This window comes from Thalassotalea ganghwensis, assembly GCF_053485795.1.
This window is the reverse complement of sequence record NZ_JBQRUM010000008.1, coordinates 1-22,465: the sequence shown is the minus strand read 5'-3', so window position 1 is coordinate 22,465 and position 22,465 is coordinate 1. Positions and strand designations below refer to the sequence as shown.

Genomic DNA, 22,465 nt, shown 5'->3' with positions numbered 1-22,465 from the left:
ACAAGATAGCTTGCCGATGTTCGTCGATGAATCACCTTATAGTGATGAAAGATGGTTCAACCAATAGCTAGCTGTTTCGATAATACGTTGTTGCTCATTTTCTGCTTTTTTATTCCAGTTCGCATAAACCATGCTGTTACGTGGATTGCTAGAGAATTCAGCTTGATGGCTGACCATAAAATGCCAATACAACGCGTTCAAGGGGCAAGCATTTTTACCGTGACTGGCTTTGACTTGATAGTGACAATCGCCACAGTAATCACTCATCTTTTGTATATAGTTGCCGCTAGCAGCATAAGCCTTTGAACCGACAATACCACCATCAGCAAATTGGCTCATCCCTCGAGTGTTCGGCATTTCCACCCATTCAATCGCGTCAATATATATACCGAGATACCATTGATCGACTTCATCTGGATGTATACCGGCAATCAAACAAAAGTTGCCAGTAACCATCAAGCGTTGAATATGATGCGCATAGGCAAATTCAAGCGACTGGCTGATGGCATGTTGTAAGCATCGCATTTTAGTGTCACCACTCCAAAACCAATCAGGTAGCTGTCGAGTGGCATTCAAGTGATTCAACGTGGCGTAATTAGGCATATTGGCCCAGTAAATACCACGGGTAAACTCTCGCCAGCCGAGTATCTGGCGAACAAAGCCTTCAATTTGCGCTAAAGTGATGTCTCCAGAAGATTGGCGGTAATAGGCTATGGCAGTATTAACCACATATTGCGGGCTAAGTATTTTACTGTTTAACGCAAATGATAAACGAGAATGATACAAGCTCCACCCTTGGTCTTTACCTAAGTAATGTAACGCCCCGGTCATCGCATCCTGAAACTTGCCAAATTGCGCTAAACAGTATTTACAAAAGAACTGCAGCAAATCATGCGCCTGCACGCGAGTTACTGGCCAAAGCAAAGTTGGCTCAGCCTTGCCTATGGTAACAATTTTGTGGCGCTGAATACGTTGCCAAATGTCGCTGACATCATTAGCAAACAGCAAAGGCTCAGGCACTTTGGCTAAGTCAGCACTTTTCAATTTTTGTCGGTTTTCTTTATCATAGTTCCAGCGCCCACCTTCCGGTTGACCATTAAGCATCAGCACATCAAAACGGGTTCTTAATTTACGGTAAAAATGCTCTAAACGATGGCCGGTAGCTTGCTTGAAATAATCCTTAAGCTCGCTGTCAGCCAAGTAAAAGTGTTCACTTTCAACCGCGACGGTATCGATAGTTAATGTTTGGGAAAATTCGCTAAGTTGCGCTCTCAAGCGATACTCATCAGGGAGTTGGTATTCAAAGGATTCGATGCGGTGTTGCTTGATAATATCTGCTAACAGTGCCGGTAAATCTGAGTACTGCGCAGTGTCATCCAAGGTTAGATGCAAAACATTAAAGCCCGCCAGCTGCAAGGCTTGAGCAAATTGCTCCATTGCCTTAAAGAAAGCGCAAATTTTTTGTGCATGATGCTGGGTATAACTTGCTTCTTGATGTAGTTCGGCAATCAGGTAAAGGGTGTCTGAGTCTTTAGATTCAAACCATGAATGATTAACGTTTAATTGATCACCTAGAATCAAACGTAGTCGCTTAATGCCTTTCAACAGCATTACCCCTTATTTTGCTACGCTGTCCTGCACAACGCTTTGAACAATACTTCACGTTTGACCAATCCTTGTGCCATTTTTTGCGCCAACTAAATGGCCGCTGACACGTCATGCATACTTTTTCGGATAAATTGCGTTTATGCACCTATCAACCTTTACACCTATCAACCTTGGTAATACCCATGGTACGTAAATACAGCGAGTTCGGTTTAGTTGTGCGATAACTTCAATAATTGCGCAGTTCCCCCATTATCCATTGGTTATTTTTAAACCAAAACAACAAAGCTATGCTCAACGATAATTTTTCTGCTTTTATTTATTGTAGATAAAGATTTATTGTTACTTATCTTTTATAGTTTAAACGTGTTTAAAAATAACAGGATGATTAAAATGAAAAAAACACTGTGCTTTATGGTTTTAGTGGCATCTACCGCGTTAATCAGTTCATCACTAATGGCAACAGCCCTTGAAGGTAGCACCTTAGCCAATGAAGAAAAAACGCTTTCAAAAGAAGAAAAAAAAGCGCTGATCGAACAAAGGAAACAACGCTATCAAGAACAGCAACAAGATAAAAAAGCGCTGTCAGAGCAAGAGCGAGCTGAACGCAAGCTGAAAGCAAAAGAAGAGCGTGAAGCGTTAAAAGCGCAAAAGCTCGCTGATAAGGAAGCGAGAAAAGCGGAGCGTAAAGCCGAAAAAGAAGTACGAAAAGCCGAGCGTAAAGCAACTAAACAAGAAAGAAAGGCAAAACACCAAGCAGATAAAGAAGCGAGAAAAGCTCAACATGAAGCTAAGAAAGAAGAGCGAAAGGCGAAGCATTTAGCTGATAAAGAAGCGCGAAAAGCCAAGCATAAAGCCAACAAAAGCAAAGATAATGACGATGACGAAGATGACCTGTAGATTCAATTAAAACAAATTGACTTGATTATCCACGTGAATAATTAAAGACGACTGCCTTTATGGTTCTCCATAAAGGCGTTTACCATTAAATCTTCGAGTGCCTGTTGGCCATCGTCTTCAACCACACCATAAACGACTCTCATCCCTTTATAATGTAGTTTCTGTAACTTGGTTTCGATTGCACTGGTAATTTCAACCGTCTTTGATAACGCCTCTTGATATGACCTATTAGAAAACAACACCGCAAAGCCATCATCATATCGAGCGACAACGTCTGAATGGGTAGTAAAAGCATTTAGCGAATGGGTAACAATATCAAGTACTGAGCGGTATTTTTCGTATTCACTCGCCCCTAAACCTGAAAAACCAGAGACAAAAAAGTAACTAATACACAATGGTAATTGCGTATAACGACATGCTTCAACAGCAATAGTCGCGATTTGGTTAAAGCCCTGTTCATTTAAAAGCTTTGATTCTTTACAAAGCATCTCACTGTTTTTATTTGCTAATTCAAGCTCTAAAATTGTCGCAACCTGCTTTAGTAATAACGATTCTTTTTCACTAAAGGATCTTGGCTTATTATCAATTAAACACAGGGTGCCGATGACACTGCCATCAGGTGCTTTAACAGATTGTGCTGCATAAAAGCGAATATTCGGCGCACAAGTTACCAACGGGTTATCATCAAAACGCTCATCTTCAAGGGCATTGTTAACAATGAAGGTGTCTTCTTGCAAAATCGCATGACCACAAAACGAAATATCTCTTGGTGTTTCTTTTACCGCAAGGCCAACTTGAGACTTAAACCATTGTCGATCGGTATCAATGAGAGTAAATAACGCAATAGGCACATCGAACATATTCGCTACAGTACGGGTTAAACGATCAAATTTTTCTTCCGGTGCCGTATCTAAAAGATTTAATGATTTTAGTGAGTTAATTCGAAGGTTTTCATTAACAGGAATGCTGGGCGCTTTCATCGGCAATACAACTTAATAGATCATTAGTTCACGGCTCGTAGTCTCAGAGTATATGATTTCCAAACACTTTGCTATACATTGCCAATTTTCTATTTTCGCCTCGTTAAGCAATATGTAATAGTAAGTCTGTTTGTCTTTGTATTTGTTCAATAAAAGATAATTTACCAAAAATTATGGGGGCTGAGTAAATCATCCTCAGCCCCAACCTTCATGAAAATTTGAACAATTAATACGTTATCCCTGGTTTGCCACCTTGGCATTTTGGACATTTCCTGCGATAAATTTCTGAGCCATTTGCGCCATAAACTTCACCGCATGCTAAACACTCTAACTTATAAGCGACTTGATTATTGTCTGTACCTTCAACGTGGCGCGTGCCATGCACTTTTTGTTGGTTGGCATTAGTGTAATCTATTTGGGTGGTTTTGGTCGTGCCGCTAACAAAGTCTTGATCTGAGTCATGGCTTTCAAGTGGTTGTTCCGCATCAATGTCACTGTCGTTGTTGACAACAGGTGGTTGCGGTTCGTTTGTGGTTTCTTTTTGAGCTGTAGGAGCATCAGCTTGGCCTAAACGCCAAACAAACGGTTGTTGTAGCTCTTTATTATCGCGCCATGTATCCCACGCTTTAAAACCTCCTAACCAAAGACCAAATTCAGCTAACGCATTTAACACTGGCATTTGATTTACTTCATCACCAATGTCGCGAAATAGTTGATCCCACTGTTGCTGTGTGGACAGCGAGGTATCCCAATTTACATTGCCATCATCATCAATGACATAAATGCCATTGTATCGATAACCATAATCATGAATTAGCCCTGGTATAAGTAACAGCCCAACGGGAGAAATTAACGCCCACAACACTTTTGGGATCGAGGCCCCATCAAAAACAAAGCCAGCGTGAATAGCATAGCGCTTACCGCGATACTCATAAACAAAAGCCTCTTCTAAACGCCATTTGCGAATACAAAAAACAAATGCCAGCAATTTATTTAAAGGATCTTTCTGTTTGACGGTTGCAATAGGAATGGGTCGAAGAACGGGCATATTTTCAACACCAATAATCGTTTTTACTTTATCCACCTCGCTTTCAACGGCTTTACGGATAAACAGCAGTACCACGTAGATGAGTATTAGGACAAAGGTAATTTGACCAAGGAAATAAATCATTAAAGTTCCCTTTTAGCAGCAATAAGTGAGCGGAAATTATTGAACACTTTTCAACCAAAGTCTACCGTTATTAACTGATTATTATAGGGTTATCAATGCTCTGCGTGGTTCAGCCTTATTTAAGTGGCCACTGCCGTGGTGAGGTATTAAAGGTCATGACTTAACAATATTGGTTTTTACCTAAGCGTTTTGCTTGATACATCTTCTTATCGGCGGCACTGATCAACTGCTCTGGTGTATCGCCATTTTCATCAAGCTCATTATGATGATAATAAGCAATACCAATACTGGCACTAATACCCACCTCGTGAGACTGTTTATCATCATCATGAACGGTAAACGGTTGTGACAACGTTGTTATGGTTTTATCAGCCAACATTAAGGCATCTTTTTGCTGAACGAGATTAGGTAAACAAACTAAAAACTCATCACCACCGATACGTCCAACCGTATCTGATTCTCTAAATGTTTGCACTAATCGCTTAGCTACTTGAGCCAACAACTCATCTCCAGCACCATGACCCAATCGATCATTTACCAGTTTAAATCCATCTAAGTCGATAAACATTACCGCGATTAAGCACTGTTCGCGTTTGGCATCCAATAACGCCGACTTAAGTCTTTCCTTTGTTAGCCATGCTGTTGGCAACTGAGTGAGAGGATCATAATGGGCAAGCGTTTTAAGTTCTTCTCTGGTTTGCTCAAGAACAGCGATGGTGTCATGAAGCTCTGAAACATCATACTCCGTGACTAAAAAAACATAGGCTCCTGTAACCGGATGTCGGCTAAAGCGAATATCGACATTGTGGCGCTTAATACCCAAGCGAGTCTTCATTAGGTATTCAGCACAGGCTCCTTGATGTTGTTTTGCTTGTACAAAAATTTGTTGTGCTTGAGAAATATCATCAAACCGGCAACTAAAATCGCTGACACCTTGGCCACCTTTAGGGTTCCCATAGCAATCTGTAAAGGCGGGATTTTCAAATAATTTTTTACCGTCTAAGTCATAACAGCTTACCAGCGCTTTCGTATAACGAATGGCTTCTGCAAACAATAAGTTTTCAGGGTGGCGGTTGGTATCAACTTGCTCGCTAATAAAAGCGATAATTCCGCGATGCTTTTCAGAGCCGAGCAATACGGCTTTATGTCGCATCATCATTAAAGTGGGTTTACCGTTAGGATACGTTGTCCATGGGTCTTGGGTTTGACCTTCAGTTGCAGCTTTAACAAAGGTTTGCTCTGTACGTTTTCTCGCGCCTTCTGTATCTGCAGACAAGTCTTTATCAATTAACTCTTGAACGGTATCTAAACCCCAAAATGATAATGCATTTTGATTCCCCCACCAAAAGCCATGGCGGTCTAGATCAAACACCCAAATAATATCGGGAGACAAGTTAAAAGCCTCTATTTGATCAGGCGATAAAATCAAAGGTAGGTGGTCAACCTTTATCGACTGGTACAACGTTATACTCTCTCAATGAACATTGAGTTTATGTTACCGATATTTACTCATTCATGCTAGCGCCGGATGACGCTTGTCATCGCATTTTTGTACAAATAAAACACAGTCAGCGCCAAGCTAAGGCTAGGTAACTTGTTTATCGTCTTTAGGTTCTATGGTTTAGGGAAGTAACAGAGAAGTAACAAAGCTAACTTCAATCCCATCAATGGGTTGATATTGAACAAGTGATTATTCGCAAATAATAATGTTAAGCACTACGCTTTATCTAAAGGAACTTGAAGGGCTGACATTGATGAGAATTGTTTATTCACTGCTAACGCTAATTTTATTATTTAGCTCCCTTTCGATTAATGCCAAGGAAAAAATCACCATAACCACCTCTAACTGGCCACCTTATGTTTCAAAAACGGCACCTAAGTTTGGCTATATTAGTCAAATTATTATTGAAGCATTTTATCATGAAAATATTGACGTCGAATTTCTCTTTATGCCTTGGTCGCGCGCCTATGAAGAGGCAAAACACGGTAACGTTGACGCTACCTCTTATTGGTATAAAGACGACATGCATACTGAAGATTTTTATCTCAGCCAAGCAATTTCCACCGAAAAAGTGGTGTTTTTTCGACTTAAATCAGAAAAGCCGTTAATTTGGAAAAGCCTCACAGACTTTAATGGACTGAGAATGGGCTTAACACGCAGCTATACCTACACCAGTGCATTATGGGAGTATGCTGAAAAAAATAATGAACGAGTTTCAATTGTCAGTACCGATAAACAAAACTTAAAAATGCTCCTGCTCGATCGAATCGATATCACCCCTGCGCAAGAAATTGTCGGCTGGCACATCCTTCAAAACATATTTGCCAAAGAGCAAATAAACCGTGTTGAAGTGATGTATCCACCACTCAGCGTCAAAACGGGGCATTTATTATTCCCCAAAGCTAAAAAAGACAGTAAAAGATTAATGCAACATTTTAATCGCGGTTTAGCTAAACTGGCCTTAACAGGTCGGCTCGATGAACTGCAAGAAGATCTCATTTTGGGTGAGTTTTCTCGTTAACAGCGTTGTACTTAGAACGCGATAGAAAATTGTTTATCAATAAAAAAACGTTATGTAAATAACCAAAATATTTCATCAATAAAACGTATTCTTTTTCAAAATAAATGTTATAAATAGCTGCCCTTTTTATGGGGTAACCAACCCCGTCAGTCGCTCTGCCCTTGATGTGCTAAAGTCTCCCCAGCTTGCAGAGTATTTTTTGTGTATAAAACACTTTTTATTTCAGATGACCAGAGCTTACAAAGCGATGAAAGCATGCATTGCATTAGCTTTACCCAATATTTGGAAGAGTATCCAAAAGCTAACGAAACCAAAATTCGTATAATCAATTTATGCGATACCAGTCGTTATCTAAGTCATGGTTACTATTGTTCATTGTTAGCCGAGGCTCGCAAACATCCAGTTTTACCAAACGTAAAGGTGATAAATGCGTTAAGAGAAAGTCATGCTCAGCGGATATCGTTAACATCTATACCGGTAAAATCATCACATTTAGAGCAGGCAAACCATCAAGATTTTGTGATTTGTATGGGACAAACACATGATGTTGAACACAAGAAACTTGCTGAATGGATTTATCAACAATTTGCTGCGCCATTGCTGCTCGTTAACCTGCACGAGCAAAGCTTAACCATCAATCGATGTAGCTTGAGTCAACTTAATGGCGAACAGCACCAATTTTGTCTAACGGTGTTACGCTCTTTTGCACAAAAAGCGTGGCGGACACAGCGTGATAAGAAGAAATACCGTTGGGATCTTGCGATTCTCACGAATAGTCAAGAGCAAGTGCCTCCAAGTAACAAAGGTGCTATTAATCGTTTTATTAAAGCGGCGGAGAAACTTGGCATAAAAGCAACAGAAATTAGCAGCGATATGATGAGTTCGCTTGCGCAATTTGATGGCTTATTTATCCGAGAGACTACCGCTATTGATCATCATACTTACCGCTTCGCCCATGAGGCAGAAAAGTTAGGTTTAGTGGTGATTGATGACGCCAATTCGATACTACGTTGTTGCAATAAAGTATACCTGCACGATGCCTTTACCTATCATGATGTACCTAGTTTAAAAACCTTTATCCTCGGTAATAACAATGAAGCAACCCTAGAAAAACTTGAACAAGACTTAGGGTATCCACTGGTATTGAAAATTCCCGAGAGTGCCTTTTCTAAAGGGGTTTTTAAAATAAAAAATCGCCAAGAGTTAATTGAAACATCAACGCAGTTGCTTGCTGATTCGGCCTTATACATCGCACAAGAGTACCTCTTTACCGACTTCGATTGGCGTATTGGCGTGCTTAATGGCCGTGCGTTTTATGCTTGCCGTTACTATATGGCCAAAAACCATTGGCAAATATATAACCATAAATCAAAACGCAACTTTAGTGGCGGGTTTGATGCCTTGCCTATCTTTGAGGTACCACCAAGCGTGTTACAAGCGGCTTTAAAAGCCGCCAGCGCTGTCGGCAATGGTTTGTACGGTATTGATGTCAAAGAAGTCGACGGCAAAGCCTTTGTGTTAGAAGTAAACGATAACCCAAGCCTAGAATATGGGGTCGAAGATAAACACCTAGGCAATGAGCTTTATATGCAAATTATGGCGGAGTTCTTACGCCGTTTTGAAGCTAGAGGGTTACGTAAATGATCTTAGCTACACCAGTATTGGTTTTAGGAATATAGTAATGACACTGTCCATTCGCTTAGCGCAAGCTAACGATCTCGATACGTTGCTTTCGATCGAACAGCAATGCTTTACCGTTGATCGGCTAAGTCGTCGCAGTTTTAAGTACCATTTAAACTCTGCGCATAGTCGCTTGCTTGTCGCTGAATCCATCGTTGCTCAATCTAAGGTTGCTGAATCTACAATAGGCCAAGACCGAGAAATACTAGGCTATGTATTGTGTTTATTATTGAAAGGCACTCGCCTGGCGCGTTTGTACTCATTAGCTGTTTTACCAAAAGCTAGAGGACAACAGATAGGGTTACAACTGCTCAACGCTGGCGAACAAGCGATAGCAAATAGCGGCCGGTTATTTATGCGCCTTGAGGTTGCTAAATCAAACAAAGCGGCGATTCGATTATATGAACTTCATGGCTATCGACGCTTTGGAGAGTATCTTGATTATTATGAAGATCATCAAGATGCATTGCGGATGCAAAAAAAAATCTGGCATAAACCTCACACGATTCAACATCACACAGCGCCTTGGTGTCCTCAAACAACAGATTTTACCTGTGGTCCTTGTGCATTGATGATGGCAATGGCGACCCTAGATGACACGATCAGCTGTGAACAGTCGTTAGAACTGGAGCTGTGGCGCGAATCCACCACGATTTTTATGACATCAGGGCTTGGTGGCACCCACCCTTTTGGTCTCGCATTAGCAGCCCAAAAGCGCGGTTTTAGTGCCGAAGTTTTTATCAATAACAATCAACCGCTTTTTATTGATGGTGTGCGTACTCATCTTAAAAAGCAAGTGATGACTTTAGTGCATCAGCAATTCGAGCAACAATGCCAAGCGTCTGAATTGGCGATCCATTATCAAGAAGTCAGTTTACTTGATGTTGAACAATGGCTTTCACAGGGTAAAGCAGCATTGATGTTAATTAGCACCTATCGACTTGATGGTGCAAAAGCGCCGCACTGGGTTTTTATTACTGGCATCGATGAACGATGCCTTTATGTTCACGATTCTGATGTTGAAGAAAACTGGCAAGTGGCAATGGATTGTCAGCATACTCCGATCGCCCGCACAGACTTTGAGAAAATGTCGATGTTCGGTACAAGTCGATTACGCTGCGCGATCGTGATAGCTCAACATTAACAATGAAAACAACTTTTATTGGAAAAACCAAAAATGGCAACACAAACAACAACCGATAGCTTTAGCATTTCAATCGATGCATTAGGTACGAGTTTATCGGATGAAACAGCTAGCGAAGCATTAATCAATAAGCTTGGGGCAATACGTTACCGTGATGCCTATTTACTCAAGCAAGACCATGGCGAAGCATGGTTCTTTGACTATGGTGTGTTAGTCAGTTGGAACATGCCAGAAAATGCTCGTCAAAAGCTTATTTACTCACTCAGAGATTACGTTAGCGAAAGCTTTGAACGCCCGACATCTGAACAGTATAGCTATTACTTTTCACAAAGTGGGCAATTTAATGTGCATCATGACAGTATTGGCTTGCCTGATGATTCACTGTTAACTCGACTGGCACTTAGCCACGGTTTTGCACAATCAGCAAAGCTCGATTTTTTTGAAGAAAAGGCTCAAAAAGTGATACAAGATAACGCTTTTATCTCCAAAGAATTGGCGCACAAAGGTAAAGTTTCTATTGGTCGTCGTGAGTTAGCGAAACTGCGCGGTATATTGTTTGATACCAGCAGCGATATTGCCCTGCACTTTAACCTATTAGATACCCCCGAATTCTTTTGGGATTATCCAGAGTTAGAACCTTATTACCTAAAAATCACCAACTACCTTGATTTAAATGCTCGGCTAAATATTCTCAACAAAAAGCTCGACACTATTCATGGCTTATTAGATATGATTTCTAGTGAACAAAACCACAAACATTCAGCGTTTCTTGAGTGGATTATTATCTGGTTGATTGCGGTCGATATTATTATTTACTTCTTCTAAAATTTCTTTTTTAGGCTTACTTAAGTTCTTAAAAGCGGGTGAACGTTCCTTTCACCCGCTTATTTAGATACAGTAAAACATTATCTGCTATGCGTTGGCAATATGAAATACCGAGACTAAAGACAGCTTTCCCAACGAAATTAGCTTATACTGAAGCTTAACCTCAACTAGAGATTAACCTATGTGCTCTTTCATTATTAGCCGTTACTTGTGAGTTATCATAAACTCATTACCGTAAAATCTACTACCTTATTGTTTTGCTTAGCAATAAACCTTAACGTTTCAGCAACCGAAATCTATAGTGGCCAAGTTTCGTATCTCGAGTTCAACGATGATGGCTCTTTTACATTTCAATTATCTAGCCAAGGCAAGCCAATTAAAGTTGACCTGCCCTGTCGATTTCCTCGAGCGTTTATCGCTAAAAAAGCGAGAAGAATTATTGACCATTCAAAACTGACAAGAATGCGAATCGATATTAGGGAATCTTTTTTGAATAATCCGGCTATCCAAGTATCAGTCTCTGTACCCTATTGTGATGATAAAACAGGCTTTGCAGTCGTCAGTAATATCATGTTGGGGAAACCAAACGCTTTAAAAAGCAAATAGTTTCTCTTTGAATTATTAACTACTGCTCCGTTAGATAGTAAAAGCGAGGAACCCCCGTGGGCGCTCATAATGGCAATAAACATAACCGAATGTTAATTGTCTTAGCTCTACTTGAACACTGTCACAGCTTAGCTGTAGCGTTAGTGTGCACATTTTTGGTGTTAGTGATCACCTTAACCGGTCTATTCTTCAATAATTTACATCACTTAGTATTGTTAAACGTTTTCCCGCTTTTAATCATCAGTTGGCATAGTGGGAAAAGGTATGGTTACCTACTTGCTGTTGTTATCGTTTCACTGACAACTATCGTTAGCTGGCAAACTGCAGAGGCTCAAACACTTCACTTTTCTGACGCTATTTATTTCACTTTTCAGTTAGCGGTATATTATTTCATTATCAAACTCGTTTTATTATTCAGGGATGCACATAATCAAGAGTTTGATCTCGCCAACCTTGATCACTTAACTAAGCTATTAAATTTAAGAAGTTTTTCCATAGAACTTGCTAATGAGATCCTAAGATCAATTAGGTATGAGCATACCTTTTCTTTATCTTATATCGACATTGATAACTTCAAGCGTATTAACGATACGCTTGGTCATCAAGAAGGAGATAAGTTGCTAAAAACAGTGGCCGAAATCTTGGTGTCTAGTTTACGAGAAACCGATGTTGTTGCCAGACTAGGGGGGGATGAATTTGCGATTATTTTTCCAGAAACTGATCAAGCAGCAGTAAAAAATGCTTTTACCAAGGCCTCTAATGCCCTAAAAATGATAATGAAAGAAAATAAGTGGGATGTTTCATTCAGTGTCGGCATCGTCACGTTCAAGTCGTTGCCAAAAGACATTAAAGAGGCGATAAAAATCGCGGATCAGCTAATGTATACCGTCAAATCAAATAAGAAAAATAACATTGCATTTCAAGTGTGGCAGGAAAAAGTATAATCAATTCTACACGTGTTTATGCTTATGGTTTCCTAACAGCTATTGCTTAACAATACTTTACTAAATATCCTTTAAGCTGTTGTTTTCATTACATTGCCGTTAACCAATGAATAAACTTCTTCGTTTCTAGCGAGTTTTGTAAACTCACCGTTTTTTGTTGAGTGCGATCTTTAAACACTACACAGAACTTGTTAACCGTTATGGTAGATATAGGGGGTTGTGCATCGATAATAATGCCATTAAATGTTTGAGTCATATTGTAAATCTTATATAAATATTAGTGTAGCAGTAAGGCTTTAGATGAGGGTTAGTTCAAGAAGAGAGTATTACTGTTGTTTTAAAAAGGCTAGTTAGTGCTAGCCTTTGAAGAAAGTCGTTGGCTTAGATAGCAACAACGTTAGACGCTTGAGGACCTTTCTGGCCTTGCTCTACGTCAAATTGAACCTGTTGGCCTTCAGCTAGAGATTTAAACCCTTCTGATACAATTGAACGAAAATGAACAAAAACGTCTTTACCACCATCATTAGGAGTGACAAAGCCAAAGCCTTTTTCTTCATTAAACCACTTAACTACGCCTTTTACAGAATTAGACATATTTGAAACCTTTTATAAATTTAAGTTTGGGTGAAAATCACCAGTAAAGCATTAGAGATAACAAGTAAAACATTAACCAATAGAGCAAATGTAAATACAAGTTCAACTTAAAAGTAGAAAAAGAGGTGCAAGATGCAGTAGTAGATAAGGCTTTAAATTTCTAAAGCGAAGTCATGGTACGCTAGATAACCAATAAAGTATAGCATTATATTTTTTAATTTTTTTAAGGAAGGATTGCCGTCGAAACATTAACAAGTTTAATGTTAATAACATCAACCTTTTCATAAGGATGCAATTTAAAAACCAAACGATTGAGCTAACTATTAAGGTAAAACTATTTTTGTTAATCACCGCATAGATTTGCATTTTAGCCAAATACCACTTAGCTGCTAGACAGTTTAACACTGCTACCTTGCGCGGTCTTGATGTCAAAAAACATAATTGCCTCTTCTTGGCTGTCTAATTGCTCGACTAGCTGTCCGTCAGCATTCCATACAGTCGATTTTCCGATACTGAAAAAGCTACCGCAATCACCTAAACTATTTGCAAAAACAACAGCTAATCTATATTGTTTCGCTATTTGCGCATAATGCACCATAGCTTTATCCAAGCCACTGGCTGACTCAGCAACACTGGCAAGGTAAACATCACAGCCAAGTTTCACGGCATTGCAAACATGCGCTGGTTGCAGCGATTCAAAGCAAATTGCCGGCACCAATCGGTAACCATCTATTGTTAGCGTAAGTTGTGCCTTACCTGGCACAAAATAACTAGCTTCATCGCCATGTAAAAATTGTTTCGCATAACAGCGACGAGGTTGATGCTTACTAAACCAATGCATTGCAATGTGCACACCGTGAGAAGTTCGCGAAGGTGCCCCCACACCGATAAAGACATCGTATTGGTCACTAATTTTCTGGAAAACCTCAAGTTTTTGATAAACCTCCTCAATATCAATTCTTTTAGCGATATCTACTGAATATCCAGTTATCGATAATTCTGGAAAGTATATCACCCGAGCTCCCGCTTTAATTGCTAATTCAATACTCTCAAGATGACGACAAATATTGTGGTCTACGTCGCCTAAAACGAAGCGCATTTGTACTGAAGCTATTTTCATTAACGCTTCTACTCCTTTAAATTAAATGGTAGTAACATTTTCATCGTTCTTTTGAAAACAGTTTTTTAATTTTAGCTTTAGTGGCGCGCCAATGAGTTAGCGGAACCTTAGGCGCTAAGCTCACCAAGTGAAGATATTCTTGATGGCTGACACTAACTTCACCACCGTGAGCCAAAATGACAGTCGATGGCTTTAGCTGTTCAATTTTTGCTAACGAATTTCGATACCGATTCGGATAAAAAACAGGGAAAGGCGGCACAAATTTATTTTTTACCTTAACCGCCAAATCAGCAACATATACCTTACGTGACGGTAGATGAAATAATGAGATGTCCCTATCAGTGTGGCCATGAGTTGCAATGACTTGCCAATCTTCAAAACCAGGGACCAATTGTTCATCAGCCAACAAATAATCAGCCTCTAATCTTGGACTATAGAAAATATTTTTTCGTTGTTTATTGAGTCGCTTAGCCACCCATAAGGTTAACAAGATATCACTGAGATACATCAGCCAACCATCAAAACCGCTATACCATTGCCCTTGTGCGTTGCCAGAGATAATTTTACAACCAAAACGTTTTTTCAACGTGTTGGCTGCACCAGCGTGATCAGGATGCATATGGGTAACAACCACCGCTTTTAGCTGTTCAATTGGCCGATTGAGTTCTTGAGTAACAAAATGTTTTATGTTGTTGACATCGGCTTTGCAGCAACCGTCGAGCAGTAAAATTTTATCCTCGTACACCGCAAAATAAATTGACTGAATGTACCCTTGCATTTGAACTAGCTTCATGAAATTGACGCTCTGACCTTCGTTATCTGCTCATTTTTACCGTCGTGGTCTTTCTCTAATTGATGATGCTCAACATGCGCAATAAGCTCTGGGAAAAAACGCTAAAAATATCTGCTCGAATTGATCATAATAGCGCTCTACATCATCAATTGCTCCGCTAAATTATTCTCAAAGCGAATTCGTTTCGCGATGTTATCTAGGGCTAAACCAATACCTTCTATGGTTTCATATTCTTTAAACCAATCGTTATTGGTAAGGCTCGTTACTACTCGTTGCATTCTTGCTGGCATTAACGCCAAGCGCGAATTCAGTAACTGATAGCTCACTTGTTTAAACGTTTTTAGCGGCTGTTGATGAAAGCTCGCCCAATGTTTAATTAAGAAATAGTCAAAAGCAACGTCCGTTGCAATACCAGCAAAGCGTTTACGCTCTGTTGAAAAGTACTGTTTAGCCTCATTAACCAAAGGGTGACTGTCAGTAAACTTATCAACTAAATAATGATTATCGAGCGCAATTTGTACCGACAATGGCAAGTGTTTGGCGTGCCTACGTCCACCAAAATCACCTAAAAGATTGCCAAAATGAGAATCAGCGGTAGGCTTGGCAAAATATAAATGCGCTAAATAATTCACTCAGGTACCTTAACATTACTTAACCATTACTTATTGACTACCCTGCTATTAATTAGCGAGGAGCAATGTGATATCAATTAACCTAGCACTAATAATAACAGTAAACCATCTCATCCAGTATTTTACTGCGCCAATTTAGCACGAAACTCTTCCAACGCTTTTTTCATGCGCTTTTGATGCCATGTCAGCATACTTTCCGACAATTTGACTGCGACTTCTTGGTGTTTAACAGCTTGCGAGAAGTTACCTAATTTTGCGTATGCTTTCGCTAAATGATGATAACTATAAGCATCATCAGGGTATCGCTTAATCAACTGATTGAAAACATTAATACCTTTATCAGGCTCTTGTTCAATCAAATAAAACCCCAGTTGGATTATCGATTCTTGAGGAGAAACCTCAAAGCCATACTTTTGTTGAGACAAAAATTGATAATGTTGAATTATCGCATCAACACCTTGTGTTGAGATCTCAGAACTAGGCGCTAACCCTTGGTGAATATCATTAAATAACTTTTCAATGCCAGTGATCACTGACAACAACGGCAATGACATAAAATAATGATCACTAAAATGTTTATAGTGCCAATCTAAGCTTTTAGGGGCTGATTTTTCGAGGATCTCTTTTAACTGTGCATAAGCTTGTTGTTGGTGATCTTCTTTAACATTGGTGCCATGACTAAATAATAAAAAACGTGGCCGCTCAGAGAGTTTGTTAAGCTTTTTAGCACTCGTTGAGAGTATCGCCGCGTAATCATCTTTTAATTCTGGACTCACCGCAATATGAGCATTAAATAGATCAGGCTTATTGATTAATGAAGACAGCACAATGGTGCCATTAACACGAAAACCACTAAAGATACGAAAACCATTAGTTCGGTATTTTTTGTCAATGAGCGGAAATAACTTTTCTTCAAAGAAATCCAACATCGGTGTCGATTTGCCACTAGGATCAAATAACATCCCAACCCGATTTCCTGCCTGAGGGCTAACAATAATCGTTTGCAGCCAAGGCCATTCACCATTATGACTCAGCCAATCATGCATACCCGTTAAGTAAGTATCTGAAAAAGGATGGAAATCAAACATCATCACATACGATTTATCTGGATTACTATCGTAGCCAGCCGGTAGTGCAACATTAAAAACGAAAGGCTCATCGAAATCTGGATGACTGATTTGAACTTGTTGTTGTGTACTATTAATTGAATAGACTGAAAAGCTGCATAGCAGTAGCAAAACCATTATCAACCTAGAAAGTGGTTGCATCATAATCCCTTGTTAAAGTAGTTGTTGTTCGGCAAAGCTAGCATGAGTATAACTAGCTAACTCACACAAAATAAGCACTAAATGGAGATAGACAAGAAAAACCTGTTAAATAAACATACTGGTTCGGTAGTAACAATTAACATCAGGTTGATTTTTATCATTATCAAGGTAAAAACCAGCTTCTCTTCCTAAAGCCACAGGAGTTAATATGATTGTTTTTAACTTTCCTTCCTCAGTTGATTCTATCGTGGTTTTTCGAATAAATTTCAAATCGTTACGCCAACCTTCTGATGTAAGACTAATGTCACCAGAGCCAATATCCTGCCACGTTCCAGTTACCAAATACTCAATGTAATCAGACCGCTTGTGATCCCAAATATCAAAGACAATGTCAAATGTATTGTTTTCTTTTAACGTCAATACACTTCCGCACTCTACACTACCAAACTCATCTATTTTCAACAAATCATCTTGAAGGGCTTTTCTTTTCGTTCCCTCTGAAAACAAATAAAGACCAAGGTTATTAGCTGTGAAACTATGGTTTCCTACTCCTAGAATAGACGAGTTGTGAATACTGAATCCCACAGAACTTAATGTCTCAACCAAGTAATATATCTGCTGGTTTTGATCAATAGCTGGAGTGTAGATAATGGTATTGTCATTTATTGCTCTAGGCATTCTAACCGTCGTATTTGAAAAACGTATATTAGCTGCCTCAAGCGCATTAGATACCTTAACAACATCCTCTTCAGTTAAGTGCTCGCTATACAAGCGAACATGCAATTTTGATGTACATGCCCCACTTAGTAGCATAATACTCAGTATAAAAATCCAGTGTACTCTTATACAAACTTTCCTTATCAACATCCTGTAAGACTCTTTCGATATTTAAAAAAATGATTAGATTAAAATACTTATCATAATAGTTTAACTAACTTTGTATATATTAATGACTTAAATGATGAGCTATGCGAGCAATATGATTAATTATCCGTTGCAGCCAGCGCATGCCTTCCATTAACTCAGTCGCTTGAGGTACGGTTAATTCTCCCTGCGCAATACGCTCCATAATATTGTTACGTACTGGCTCTAACATTTTTGCTAAATTTTTACGGGTGCTATATGCAATTTTCTGTGCTTTGCGCCATTGTTCCTCATCAAAACAGGTCGCAATTTGTGAAATTTCATCTCGAACCTGTTCTAGTATCGCGTCTACTTGTTGTTGGCGAAGCAAGTTCGCACTGTGGGTTGAGGCTTCATCACATCGTTCATGAATGCGCTGCATATGATCGAGTACATGGATAATATTGATTAACTTATTCCATTCATCACTATTACTGCGATCTAAATGAATTAAATCAACATAAGCATGCGTTTCGTCTAAGGCAATTTGTAATTGAGCAAAATCAATCAAGCATTTACGATGGGTATTATTAAGTAGCCATTGAATATAGCTAAGCAATTGATGCAACTGAACTTTTAACGTTGAGAATACTGTCGTCAATGCAACACTGGGTTCAGCAAGTAATTGACTATCAAGTTGATCAACATAAGAAAGTTCATTCTGGGCAATCACTTTCTTGATAAATGCCGCAAACTGCTTGGTAAATGGTAACACCACAATAACCCCAATAATATTAAAGGTGGTGTGAAATGCGACTAAAGCGACTTCAGCGTTATTGGTTAAACTACCAGGAAAATACGTCGAGCTAAAATAGGTAAACGGTGTTAACAGTAGTAAAGCACCAACAGCGGTAAAGCCATTGTATATTACGTGGGAAAACCCTGTGCGGCGAGAACCGATAGAGCCACCGATAGTTGCCATCGCTGCCGTGGCGGTTGTACCAAGATCCATACCAATCACTAATGCCGCCGCTTGATTAAAGTTTATCGCACCAGCAAATAACGCGGTGAGTGCCGCAGCCACTCCAGCACTTGAAGATTGAGTGATCAAGGTGATTAATACACCCAACAGCACCAACTGGATCCGCCCAAGCCAAGTATCAGGAGGGAAACTTTCTGGGGTAATAATTTGCTCTACCCCTGTCATTCCTTGTTGCATCATTGATATGCCAACGAAGATCAAGCCAAACCCAGCCAATGCATACCCTAAGGTAGCGAGTTTGTTTTTACTAAAAAGCTTTAAGACAACCCCAACTAATATCACAGGTAACATCACGGTAGCTAATTGCAATTTAAAACCGACAAGAACCACTAACCAGCCAGTGATTGTTGTACCAATATTAGCACCGAAAATAATCCCTAACGCTTCTGAAAAGCTCATTACACCAGCACCAACAAAGCCAACCGCGGCAACCGTTGTCGCACTCGATGATTGCAAAATCGCGGTACACCCTGCCCCTGTTAAAGCCCCTGTTAATGGACTTCGTGTAAACTTAACCAGTACTTGGCGCATAGCAGGTCCTGCCAACGCCCGCAGTCCGTCAGTCATCACTATCATGCCAAGTAAAAATACTCCTAACCCACCAAGGGTTTGCATTAAGGTTATGTAGTGTTCACTGGTCAATCGCGTTTTCCTTTTGAATTAATATCAGCAAACAATTGCTAATGTATACACTAATTATTAACCAACTCTCGTTATTTAGTTGAAATTAACTCCCTATCACTTCTAACGACCAAATAAAACGACATAATAGGGGCCAAAATAGTCTCTTGTTCCTTCAACCTTACTAGGCCTTAACGAAAATACGAAACTTTTAGTAGTAAAGCCTTGTTTGATTTATAAACAAGTGCTATAAAATAATTTAACGGAAAACAACAGGTTAAAACATGGACTACCGCGAATCAACATTATGTATAGGAACTACAGATAAATGGCTTTGTCATTGTTGTGGCGGGCAAGTTCATCGTGTTAATTCGGTCATTACCTATTGTTATTACTTCCTTGAATATTTACCCATTTTTCCGGTAAAGCAAAATACTCAATTGCTTTGTTTACAATGTAAAAATGTCGCTGATTTACCACGCAATTCGCCTGATTTAAAATTAATTTTTTCAAATGTTGTTTTATCATTAGCAAACCGGCTTCGCCTGTTAAGCACCTTTACCGGCAGCTTTCTTATTATCCTGTTATTGAGTTTTTATTTTTCAGAAGCCCAAATAGAACACCGTCAAAGCCAAGTACATATTGATACTCCTAAGATTAACGATTTCTATTATTTAGACTACCAGAAAGTAGCCGGTGAATTTCGTCCTCATCATAAGTACCGCATTGCTAAAGTAGTCGATATTACTGGCGGCATGGTTTCACTAACTTATGGAAATTACTTTTATCCACTAAAGTCTACGTTAGATAAAGGGGTAGCATTAGGCCATACCCGGGATTTTGATTATTTTGAAAAAAAGAGGCATCACTTTTCTTACGCAGAATTAGATAGCTTATTTCAACAAGGTTTTATCTATCGAGCAGTCAGGCCAGAGTTGGCAATCATTGCTCAAAATACGTCAGCCTATTTAATTGACGGAAATGTTGTTAGTAACATCGAAAAAGTTAAGCAAAAGTGGCGCTTCATTCCCGGTAAAAGTGAAAACAACAAAGCCATGGCATTACTTAAGCTAACCTACCTAGACGATCGGTTCGAACAAGCTTTCGTGTTGTTAATGCGTTCAGCTGAGTTAGGCTATCCGCCAGGACAAACTAATCTAGCAGAGCTATATTTAACCGGCATAGAAGGCTCACGAGATATGAATAATGCCGTACGCTGGTTATTTGAAGCGGCTAAACAAGGCTATCAGCCAGCTATCGAAAAATACCGCTTGCTCTGCCAGTTAGAAGAAGAGTGTAGCATCGAAGATTTTTATCAGGCGTTAAACGAAGCGGGTGCAACCTATACCATATATTAAAATGAATAATATTAAGCTGAATAAGTCTTAATTTGAACTGTCAGACTTGATTAATAGAACCCAACCAAATCTGGCAATCTCATATGTGCCAAAAGGGAAAGGTAGTGCCATTGTAAAACTCTGCTCTACAAAGGCTTTACTTAAGAATTTTCATTGCTTCAATGAGTGCACTATCTTTTTTGCCCTTTAAATCTGATGCGTTTAAATATTCAAAGTTCTTCTCTACTGGGTAACCACGATATTCATAATTTTCGCCTTTTGAGTCAAAATAACGTTCATTAGATAACGTAAACGACCAGCCATTTGGCAGTTGCTTAGGAAGTGAATCACTAAAACCGCCATTAGATGGCTCTCCAATGATGGTAACTTGTGCTCTGGCAGCCAGACCAAGTAAGAATGATTCAGCTGCACTCATGGTTATACCACTGGTAAGGACTACAATAGGCCCTACGTAACGGTCAAATGTTGCTGGATGAACAATAATACTTTCTGGTTTGCTAAAACCATTTTCAGTTCGGTACGATTTACTGCCAACTAGCAATGGTTTATCAATAAAATAGGATAACAATCGTTGTGAAACAATGTCGTATCCTCCACTATTCCAGCGTAAATCGATTACTAGACCTTTGGCATTCCTGAGCATAGGCATAATATACTGTATCGCTCTGTCTACTTCTTTTATATCCGCTTGAATAGTCTCTTCAGCAGTATATTCACTCATATCATCAATACTTAAGTAGTTTATTTCATGAGGAAGTGAAGCCCATAGTAAGCTGCGGTTTAATTTCTGCGGCGGGTGATTTTTGTCAAAATAGCTTGAAATTATGTTGTTGCGTTTTTTACTAATAGCTTGAAAAAAGTCACGTAAGGATGAAAACTCAGTCTGTTGTGAAAACCCCTCCTTAATCATCCTACTTCTGAACTGTTCCCATTTAATGTTGTTCATAGCAAAGAAGCTGTCATTATCTGATTCTACATATGCATGAGCGTCACCTAATTCATCTATAAGTTCCGTAATGACCTCCGCCAATGCCGATTCGCTCATACTATCTGAAATTTTATTTCGCCAAGTTTTATAGTTGGTATGCCAGTTCCAATTAAGCTCTTCGTTAAATGCAAAGTTTTCTGCAAAGGTAAACCACAAAATATCAAACACTTCTGGGGCTGAGAATTTGATATTATGAGCATCTGCATTGGGCTGCAAGTTTTGCTTGCATAATGCAGGCAAATGGCTCAGTCTCTTTAGTTTTACAGGGTGTACCGTATACCAATCTAATTCAGCCGAATCCCCCTCGACAATCAAGTTACGACTAGGATATTCACCTGTTTCTATAGTATTAAGTATGCAATGGTGTTTTGTAATATCGTAAAAACGTATATCTTCGCCGATGACTTCTAATATGTACCCATAACCTTGAGTTTGCCAGATTGAATGATTAGGTGTTGTATTCTTAGTTTCACTCATTATAGGTTCACTACCTAAATAGAAAGCAGAAACATTTACAGACAGTAAAAATAGACCTATCAGCGAGAAAATTGAACCTAGTGTTTTGTCCATAAAGTTAGTTATTCCTTATTTATTCATTTTTCAGTTTGAAAATATAGGCGTTGGGGATCTAGCAACCTAAAAAATAATACCAAGGTCCGCTTTTAGCTCTTGCCAGAAAGTGCAAGACGCGGTCGTTCAGCACCATAGTCTCTTGTATGGATAATACACCCATCTTACTTATTCTTTTTAAACCTATTTAGGGTAAAGTGAGGCCCAAGCCTTAGCTGCAACTAAGGCCTTCTTTTACAGTAGTTCGATTAAACGATGG

General features: G+C 39.3%; 21 protein-coding genes and 1 pseudogene. 8 read left to right on the top strand and 14 right to left on the bottom strand.

Going from position 1 to position 22,465, the window contains the following annotated elements:
• Positions 1–36: 36 nt before the first annotated feature.
• Together ACSLUH_RS09780 and ACSLUH_RS09775 are read right to left on the bottom strand one after the other, a co-directional pair.
• Positions 37–1,611, bottom strand: coding sequence for a cryptochrome/photolyase family protein (locus ACSLUH_RS09780; RefSeq protein WP_448566437.1), 1,575 nt, complete (start codon positions 1,609–1,611; stop codon positions 37–39).
• Complete coding sequence (locus ACSLUH_RS09775; protein ID WP_448566436.1) at positions 1,592–1,753, bottom strand: DUF2256 domain-containing protein; 162 nt, start codon at positions 1,751–1,753, stop codon at positions 1,592–1,594. Before ACSLUH_RS09775 ends, ACSLUH_RS09780 begins: the two co-directional genes overlap by 20 nt.
• Positions 1,754–1,998: 245 nt before the next feature.
• On the opposite strand from ACSLUH_RS09775, the gene ACSLUH_RS09770 reads away from it, so the two are divergent.
• A complete protein-coding gene (locus ACSLUH_RS09770; RefSeq protein WP_448566434.1) occupies positions 1,999–2,505 on the top strand; it encodes a hypothetical protein in 507 nt (168 codons plus the stop codon).
• 41 nt (positions 2,506–2,546) lie between these two features.
• On the opposite strand, the gene ACSLUH_RS09765 is transcribed toward ACSLUH_RS09770, so the two are convergent.
• The 3 genes from ACSLUH_RS09765 to ACSLUH_RS09755 all read right to left on the bottom strand — a co-directional run bounded on the left by ACSLUH_RS09765 (position 2,547) and on the right by ACSLUH_RS09755 (position 6,118).
• Positions 2,547–3,485, bottom strand: a complete 939-nt coding sequence (locus ACSLUH_RS09765) for a GAF domain-containing protein (RefSeq protein WP_448566432.1) — start codon at positions 3,483–3,485, stop codon at positions 2,547–2,549.
• A gap of 226 nt (positions 3,486–3,711) precedes the next feature.
• Positions 3,712–4,656, bottom strand: a complete 945-nt coding sequence (locus ACSLUH_RS09760; RefSeq protein WP_448566430.1) for a DUF1353 domain-containing protein — start codon at positions 4,654–4,656, stop codon at positions 3,712–3,714.
• A gap of 160 nt (positions 4,657–4,816) precedes the next feature.
• On the bottom strand, positions 4,817–6,118 hold the full coding sequence (locus ACSLUH_RS09755) for a diguanylate cyclase domain-containing protein (protein WP_448566428.1): 1,302 nt from the start codon (positions 6,116–6,118) through the stop codon (positions 4,817–4,819).
• Between the two features lie 292 nt (positions 6,119–6,410).
• On the opposite strand from ACSLUH_RS09755, the gene ACSLUH_RS09750 reads away from it, so the two are divergent.
• From ACSLUH_RS09750 to ACSLUH_RS09725, 6 genes are all read left to right on the top strand, one after another.
• Entirely contained in the window at positions 6,411–7,178 is a 768-nt protein-coding gene (locus ACSLUH_RS09750) for a substrate-binding periplasmic protein (protein ID WP_448566426.1), read from the top strand.
• A gap of 201 nt (positions 7,179–7,379) precedes the next feature.
• The gene (locus tag ACSLUH_RS09745) at positions 7,380–8,822 is read left to right on the top strand and encodes a RimK family ATP-grasp domain-containing protein (protein WP_448566424.1); all 1,443 of its coding nucleotides are present in this window, start codon (positions 7,380–7,382) and stop codon (positions 8,820–8,822) included.
• A 37-nt stretch (positions 8,823–8,859) separates the two neighbouring features.
• Positions 8,860–10,002: a GNAT family N-acetyltransferase/peptidase C39 family protein gene (locus tag ACSLUH_RS09740; protein WP_448566422.1), complete on the top strand. Its 1,143-nt coding sequence runs from the start codon at positions 8,860–8,862 to the stop codon at positions 10,000–10,002.
• Between the two features lie 33 nt (positions 10,003–10,035).
• Entirely contained in the window at positions 10,036–10,827 is a 792-nt protein-coding gene (locus ACSLUH_RS09735; RefSeq protein WP_448566420.1) for an RMD1 family protein, read from the top strand.
• Positions 10,828–11,037: 210 nt separating this feature from the next.
• On the top strand, positions 11,038–11,433 hold the full coding sequence (locus tag ACSLUH_RS09730; RefSeq protein WP_448566418.1) for a hypothetical protein: 396 nt from the start codon (positions 11,038–11,040) through the stop codon (positions 11,431–11,433).
• 56 nt (positions 11,434–11,489) lie between these two features.
• Positions 11,490–12,377: a GGDEF domain-containing protein gene (locus tag ACSLUH_RS09725; RefSeq protein ID WP_448566416.1), complete on the top strand. Its 888-nt coding sequence runs from the start codon at positions 11,490–11,492 to the stop codon at positions 12,375–12,377.
• Positions 12,378–12,465: 88 nt separating this feature from the next.
• On the opposite strand, the gene ACSLUH_RS09720 is transcribed toward ACSLUH_RS09725, so the two are convergent.
• The 8 genes and pseudogenes from ACSLUH_RS09720 to ACSLUH_RS09685 form a co-directional block, all read right to left on the bottom strand.
• On the bottom strand, positions 12,466–12,633 hold the full coding sequence (locus tag ACSLUH_RS09720; protein ID WP_448566414.1) for a hypothetical protein: 168 nt from the start codon (positions 12,631–12,633) through the stop codon (positions 12,466–12,468).
• A gap of 125 nt (positions 12,634–12,758) precedes the next feature.
• Positions 12,759–12,971, bottom strand: coding sequence for a transcription antiterminator/RNA stability regulator CspE (gene cspE, locus ACSLUH_RS09715; protein ID WP_448566412.1), 213 nt, complete (start codon positions 12,969–12,971; stop codon positions 12,759–12,761).
• 382 nt (positions 12,972–13,353) lie between these two features.
• A complete protein-coding gene (locus ACSLUH_RS09710) occupies positions 13,354–14,091 on the bottom strand; it encodes a carbon-nitrogen hydrolase family protein (RefSeq protein ID WP_448566410.1) in 738 nt (245 codons plus the stop codon).
• A 40-nt stretch (positions 14,092–14,131) separates the two neighbouring features.
• Positions 14,132–14,884 carry an MBL fold metallo-hydrolase gene (locus ACSLUH_RS09705; RefSeq protein WP_448566408.1) on the bottom strand — a complete coding sequence of 251 codons (753 nt, stop codon included), beginning with the start codon at positions 14,882–14,884 and terminating at the stop codon, positions 14,132–14,134.
• Positions 14,881–15,516 (bottom strand): annotated as a pseudogene (locus ACSLUH_RS09700) (acyl carrier protein phosphodiesterase). The gene ACSLUH_RS09705 and the pseudogene ACSLUH_RS09700 overlap by 4 nt, the downstream one beginning before the upstream one ends.
• Before the next feature lie 122 nt (positions 15,517–15,638).
• Entirely contained in the window at positions 15,639–16,787 is a 1,149-nt protein-coding gene (locus tag ACSLUH_RS09695; RefSeq protein WP_448566406.1) for a hypothetical protein, read from the bottom strand.
• A 102-nt stretch (positions 16,788–16,889) separates the two neighbouring features.
• Entirely contained in the window at positions 16,890–17,597 is a 708-nt protein-coding gene (locus tag ACSLUH_RS09690; protein ID WP_448566405.1) for a hypothetical protein, read from the bottom strand.
• Between the two features lie 133 nt (positions 17,598–17,730).
• On the bottom strand, positions 17,731–19,311 hold the full coding sequence (locus ACSLUH_RS09685) for a Na/Pi cotransporter family protein (RefSeq protein WP_448566403.1): 1,581 nt from the start codon (positions 19,309–19,311) through the stop codon (positions 17,731–17,733).
• A gap of 263 nt (positions 19,312–19,574) precedes the next feature.
• Here ACSLUH_RS09685 and ACSLUH_RS09680 point away from each other — a divergent pair, with 263 nt between their 5' ends.
• Entirely contained in the window at positions 19,575–20,648 is a 1,074-nt protein-coding gene (locus ACSLUH_RS09680) for a tetratricopeptide repeat protein (protein ID WP_448566401.1), read from the top strand.
• A gap of 136 nt (positions 20,649–20,784) precedes the next feature.
• On the opposite strand, the gene ACSLUH_RS09675 is transcribed toward ACSLUH_RS09680, so the two are convergent.
• Entirely contained in the window at positions 20,785–22,206 is a 1,422-nt protein-coding gene (locus ACSLUH_RS09675) for a S41 family peptidase (protein WP_448566399.1), read from the bottom strand.
• Between the last annotated feature and the right edge of the window lie 259 nt (positions 22,207–22,465).

Coding starts and splice junctions, on each gene's coding strand:
- ACSLUH_RS09720 (WP_448566414.1), bottom strand. CDS start 12,633: ATGACTCAAACATTTAATGGCATTATTATCGATGCACAACCCCCTATA.
- ACSLUH_RS09695 (WP_448566406.1), bottom strand. CDS start 16,787: ATGATGCAACCACTTTCTAGGTTGATAATGGTTTTGCTACTGCTATGC.
- ACSLUH_RS09680 (WP_448566401.1), top strand. CDS start 19,575: ATGGACTACCGCGAATCAACATTATGTATAGGAACTACAGATAAATGG.
- ACSLUH_RS09750 (WP_448566426.1), top strand. CDS start 6,411: ATGAGAATTGTTTATTCACTGCTAACGCTAATTTTATTATTTAGCTCC.
- ACSLUH_RS09740 (WP_448566422.1), top strand. CDS start 8,860: ATGACACTGTCCATTCGCTTAGCGCAAGCTAACGATCTCGATACGTTG.
- ACSLUH_RS09780 (WP_448566437.1), bottom strand. CDS start 1,611: ATGCTGTTGAAAGGCATTAAGCGACTACGTTTGATTCTAGGTGATCAA.
- ACSLUH_RS09765 (WP_448566432.1), bottom strand. CDS start 3,485: ATGAAAGCGCCCAGCATTCCTGTTAATGAAAACCTTCGAATTAACTCA.
- ACSLUH_RS09675 (WP_448566399.1), bottom strand. CDS start 22,206: ATGGACAAAACACTAGGTTCAATTTTCTCGCTGATAGGTCTATTTTTA.
- cspE (WP_448566412.1), bottom strand. CDS start 12,971: ATGTCTAATTCTGTAAAAGGCGTAGTTAAGTGGTTTAATGAAGAAAAA.
- ACSLUH_RS09705 (WP_448566408.1), bottom strand. CDS start 14,884: ATGAAGCTAGTTCAAATGCAAGGGTACATTCAGTCAATTTATTTTGCG.
- ACSLUH_RS09710 (WP_448566410.1), bottom strand. CDS start 14,091: ATGAAAATAGCTTCAGTACAAATGCGCTTCGTTTTAGGCGACGTAGAC.
- ACSLUH_RS09735 (WP_448566420.1), top strand. CDS start 10,036: ATGGCAACACAAACAACAACCGATAGCTTTAGCATTTCAATCGATGCA.
- ACSLUH_RS09760 (WP_448566430.1), bottom strand. CDS start 4,656: ATGATTTATTTCCTTGGTCAAATTACCTTTGTCCTAATACTCATCTAC.
- ACSLUH_RS09690 (WP_448566405.1), bottom strand. CDS start 17,597: ATGCTACTAAGTGGGGCATGTACATCAAAATTGCATGTTCGCTTGTAT.
- ACSLUH_RS09770 (WP_448566434.1), top strand. CDS start 1,999: ATGAAAAAAACACTGTGCTTTATGGTTTTAGTGGCATCTACCGCGTTA.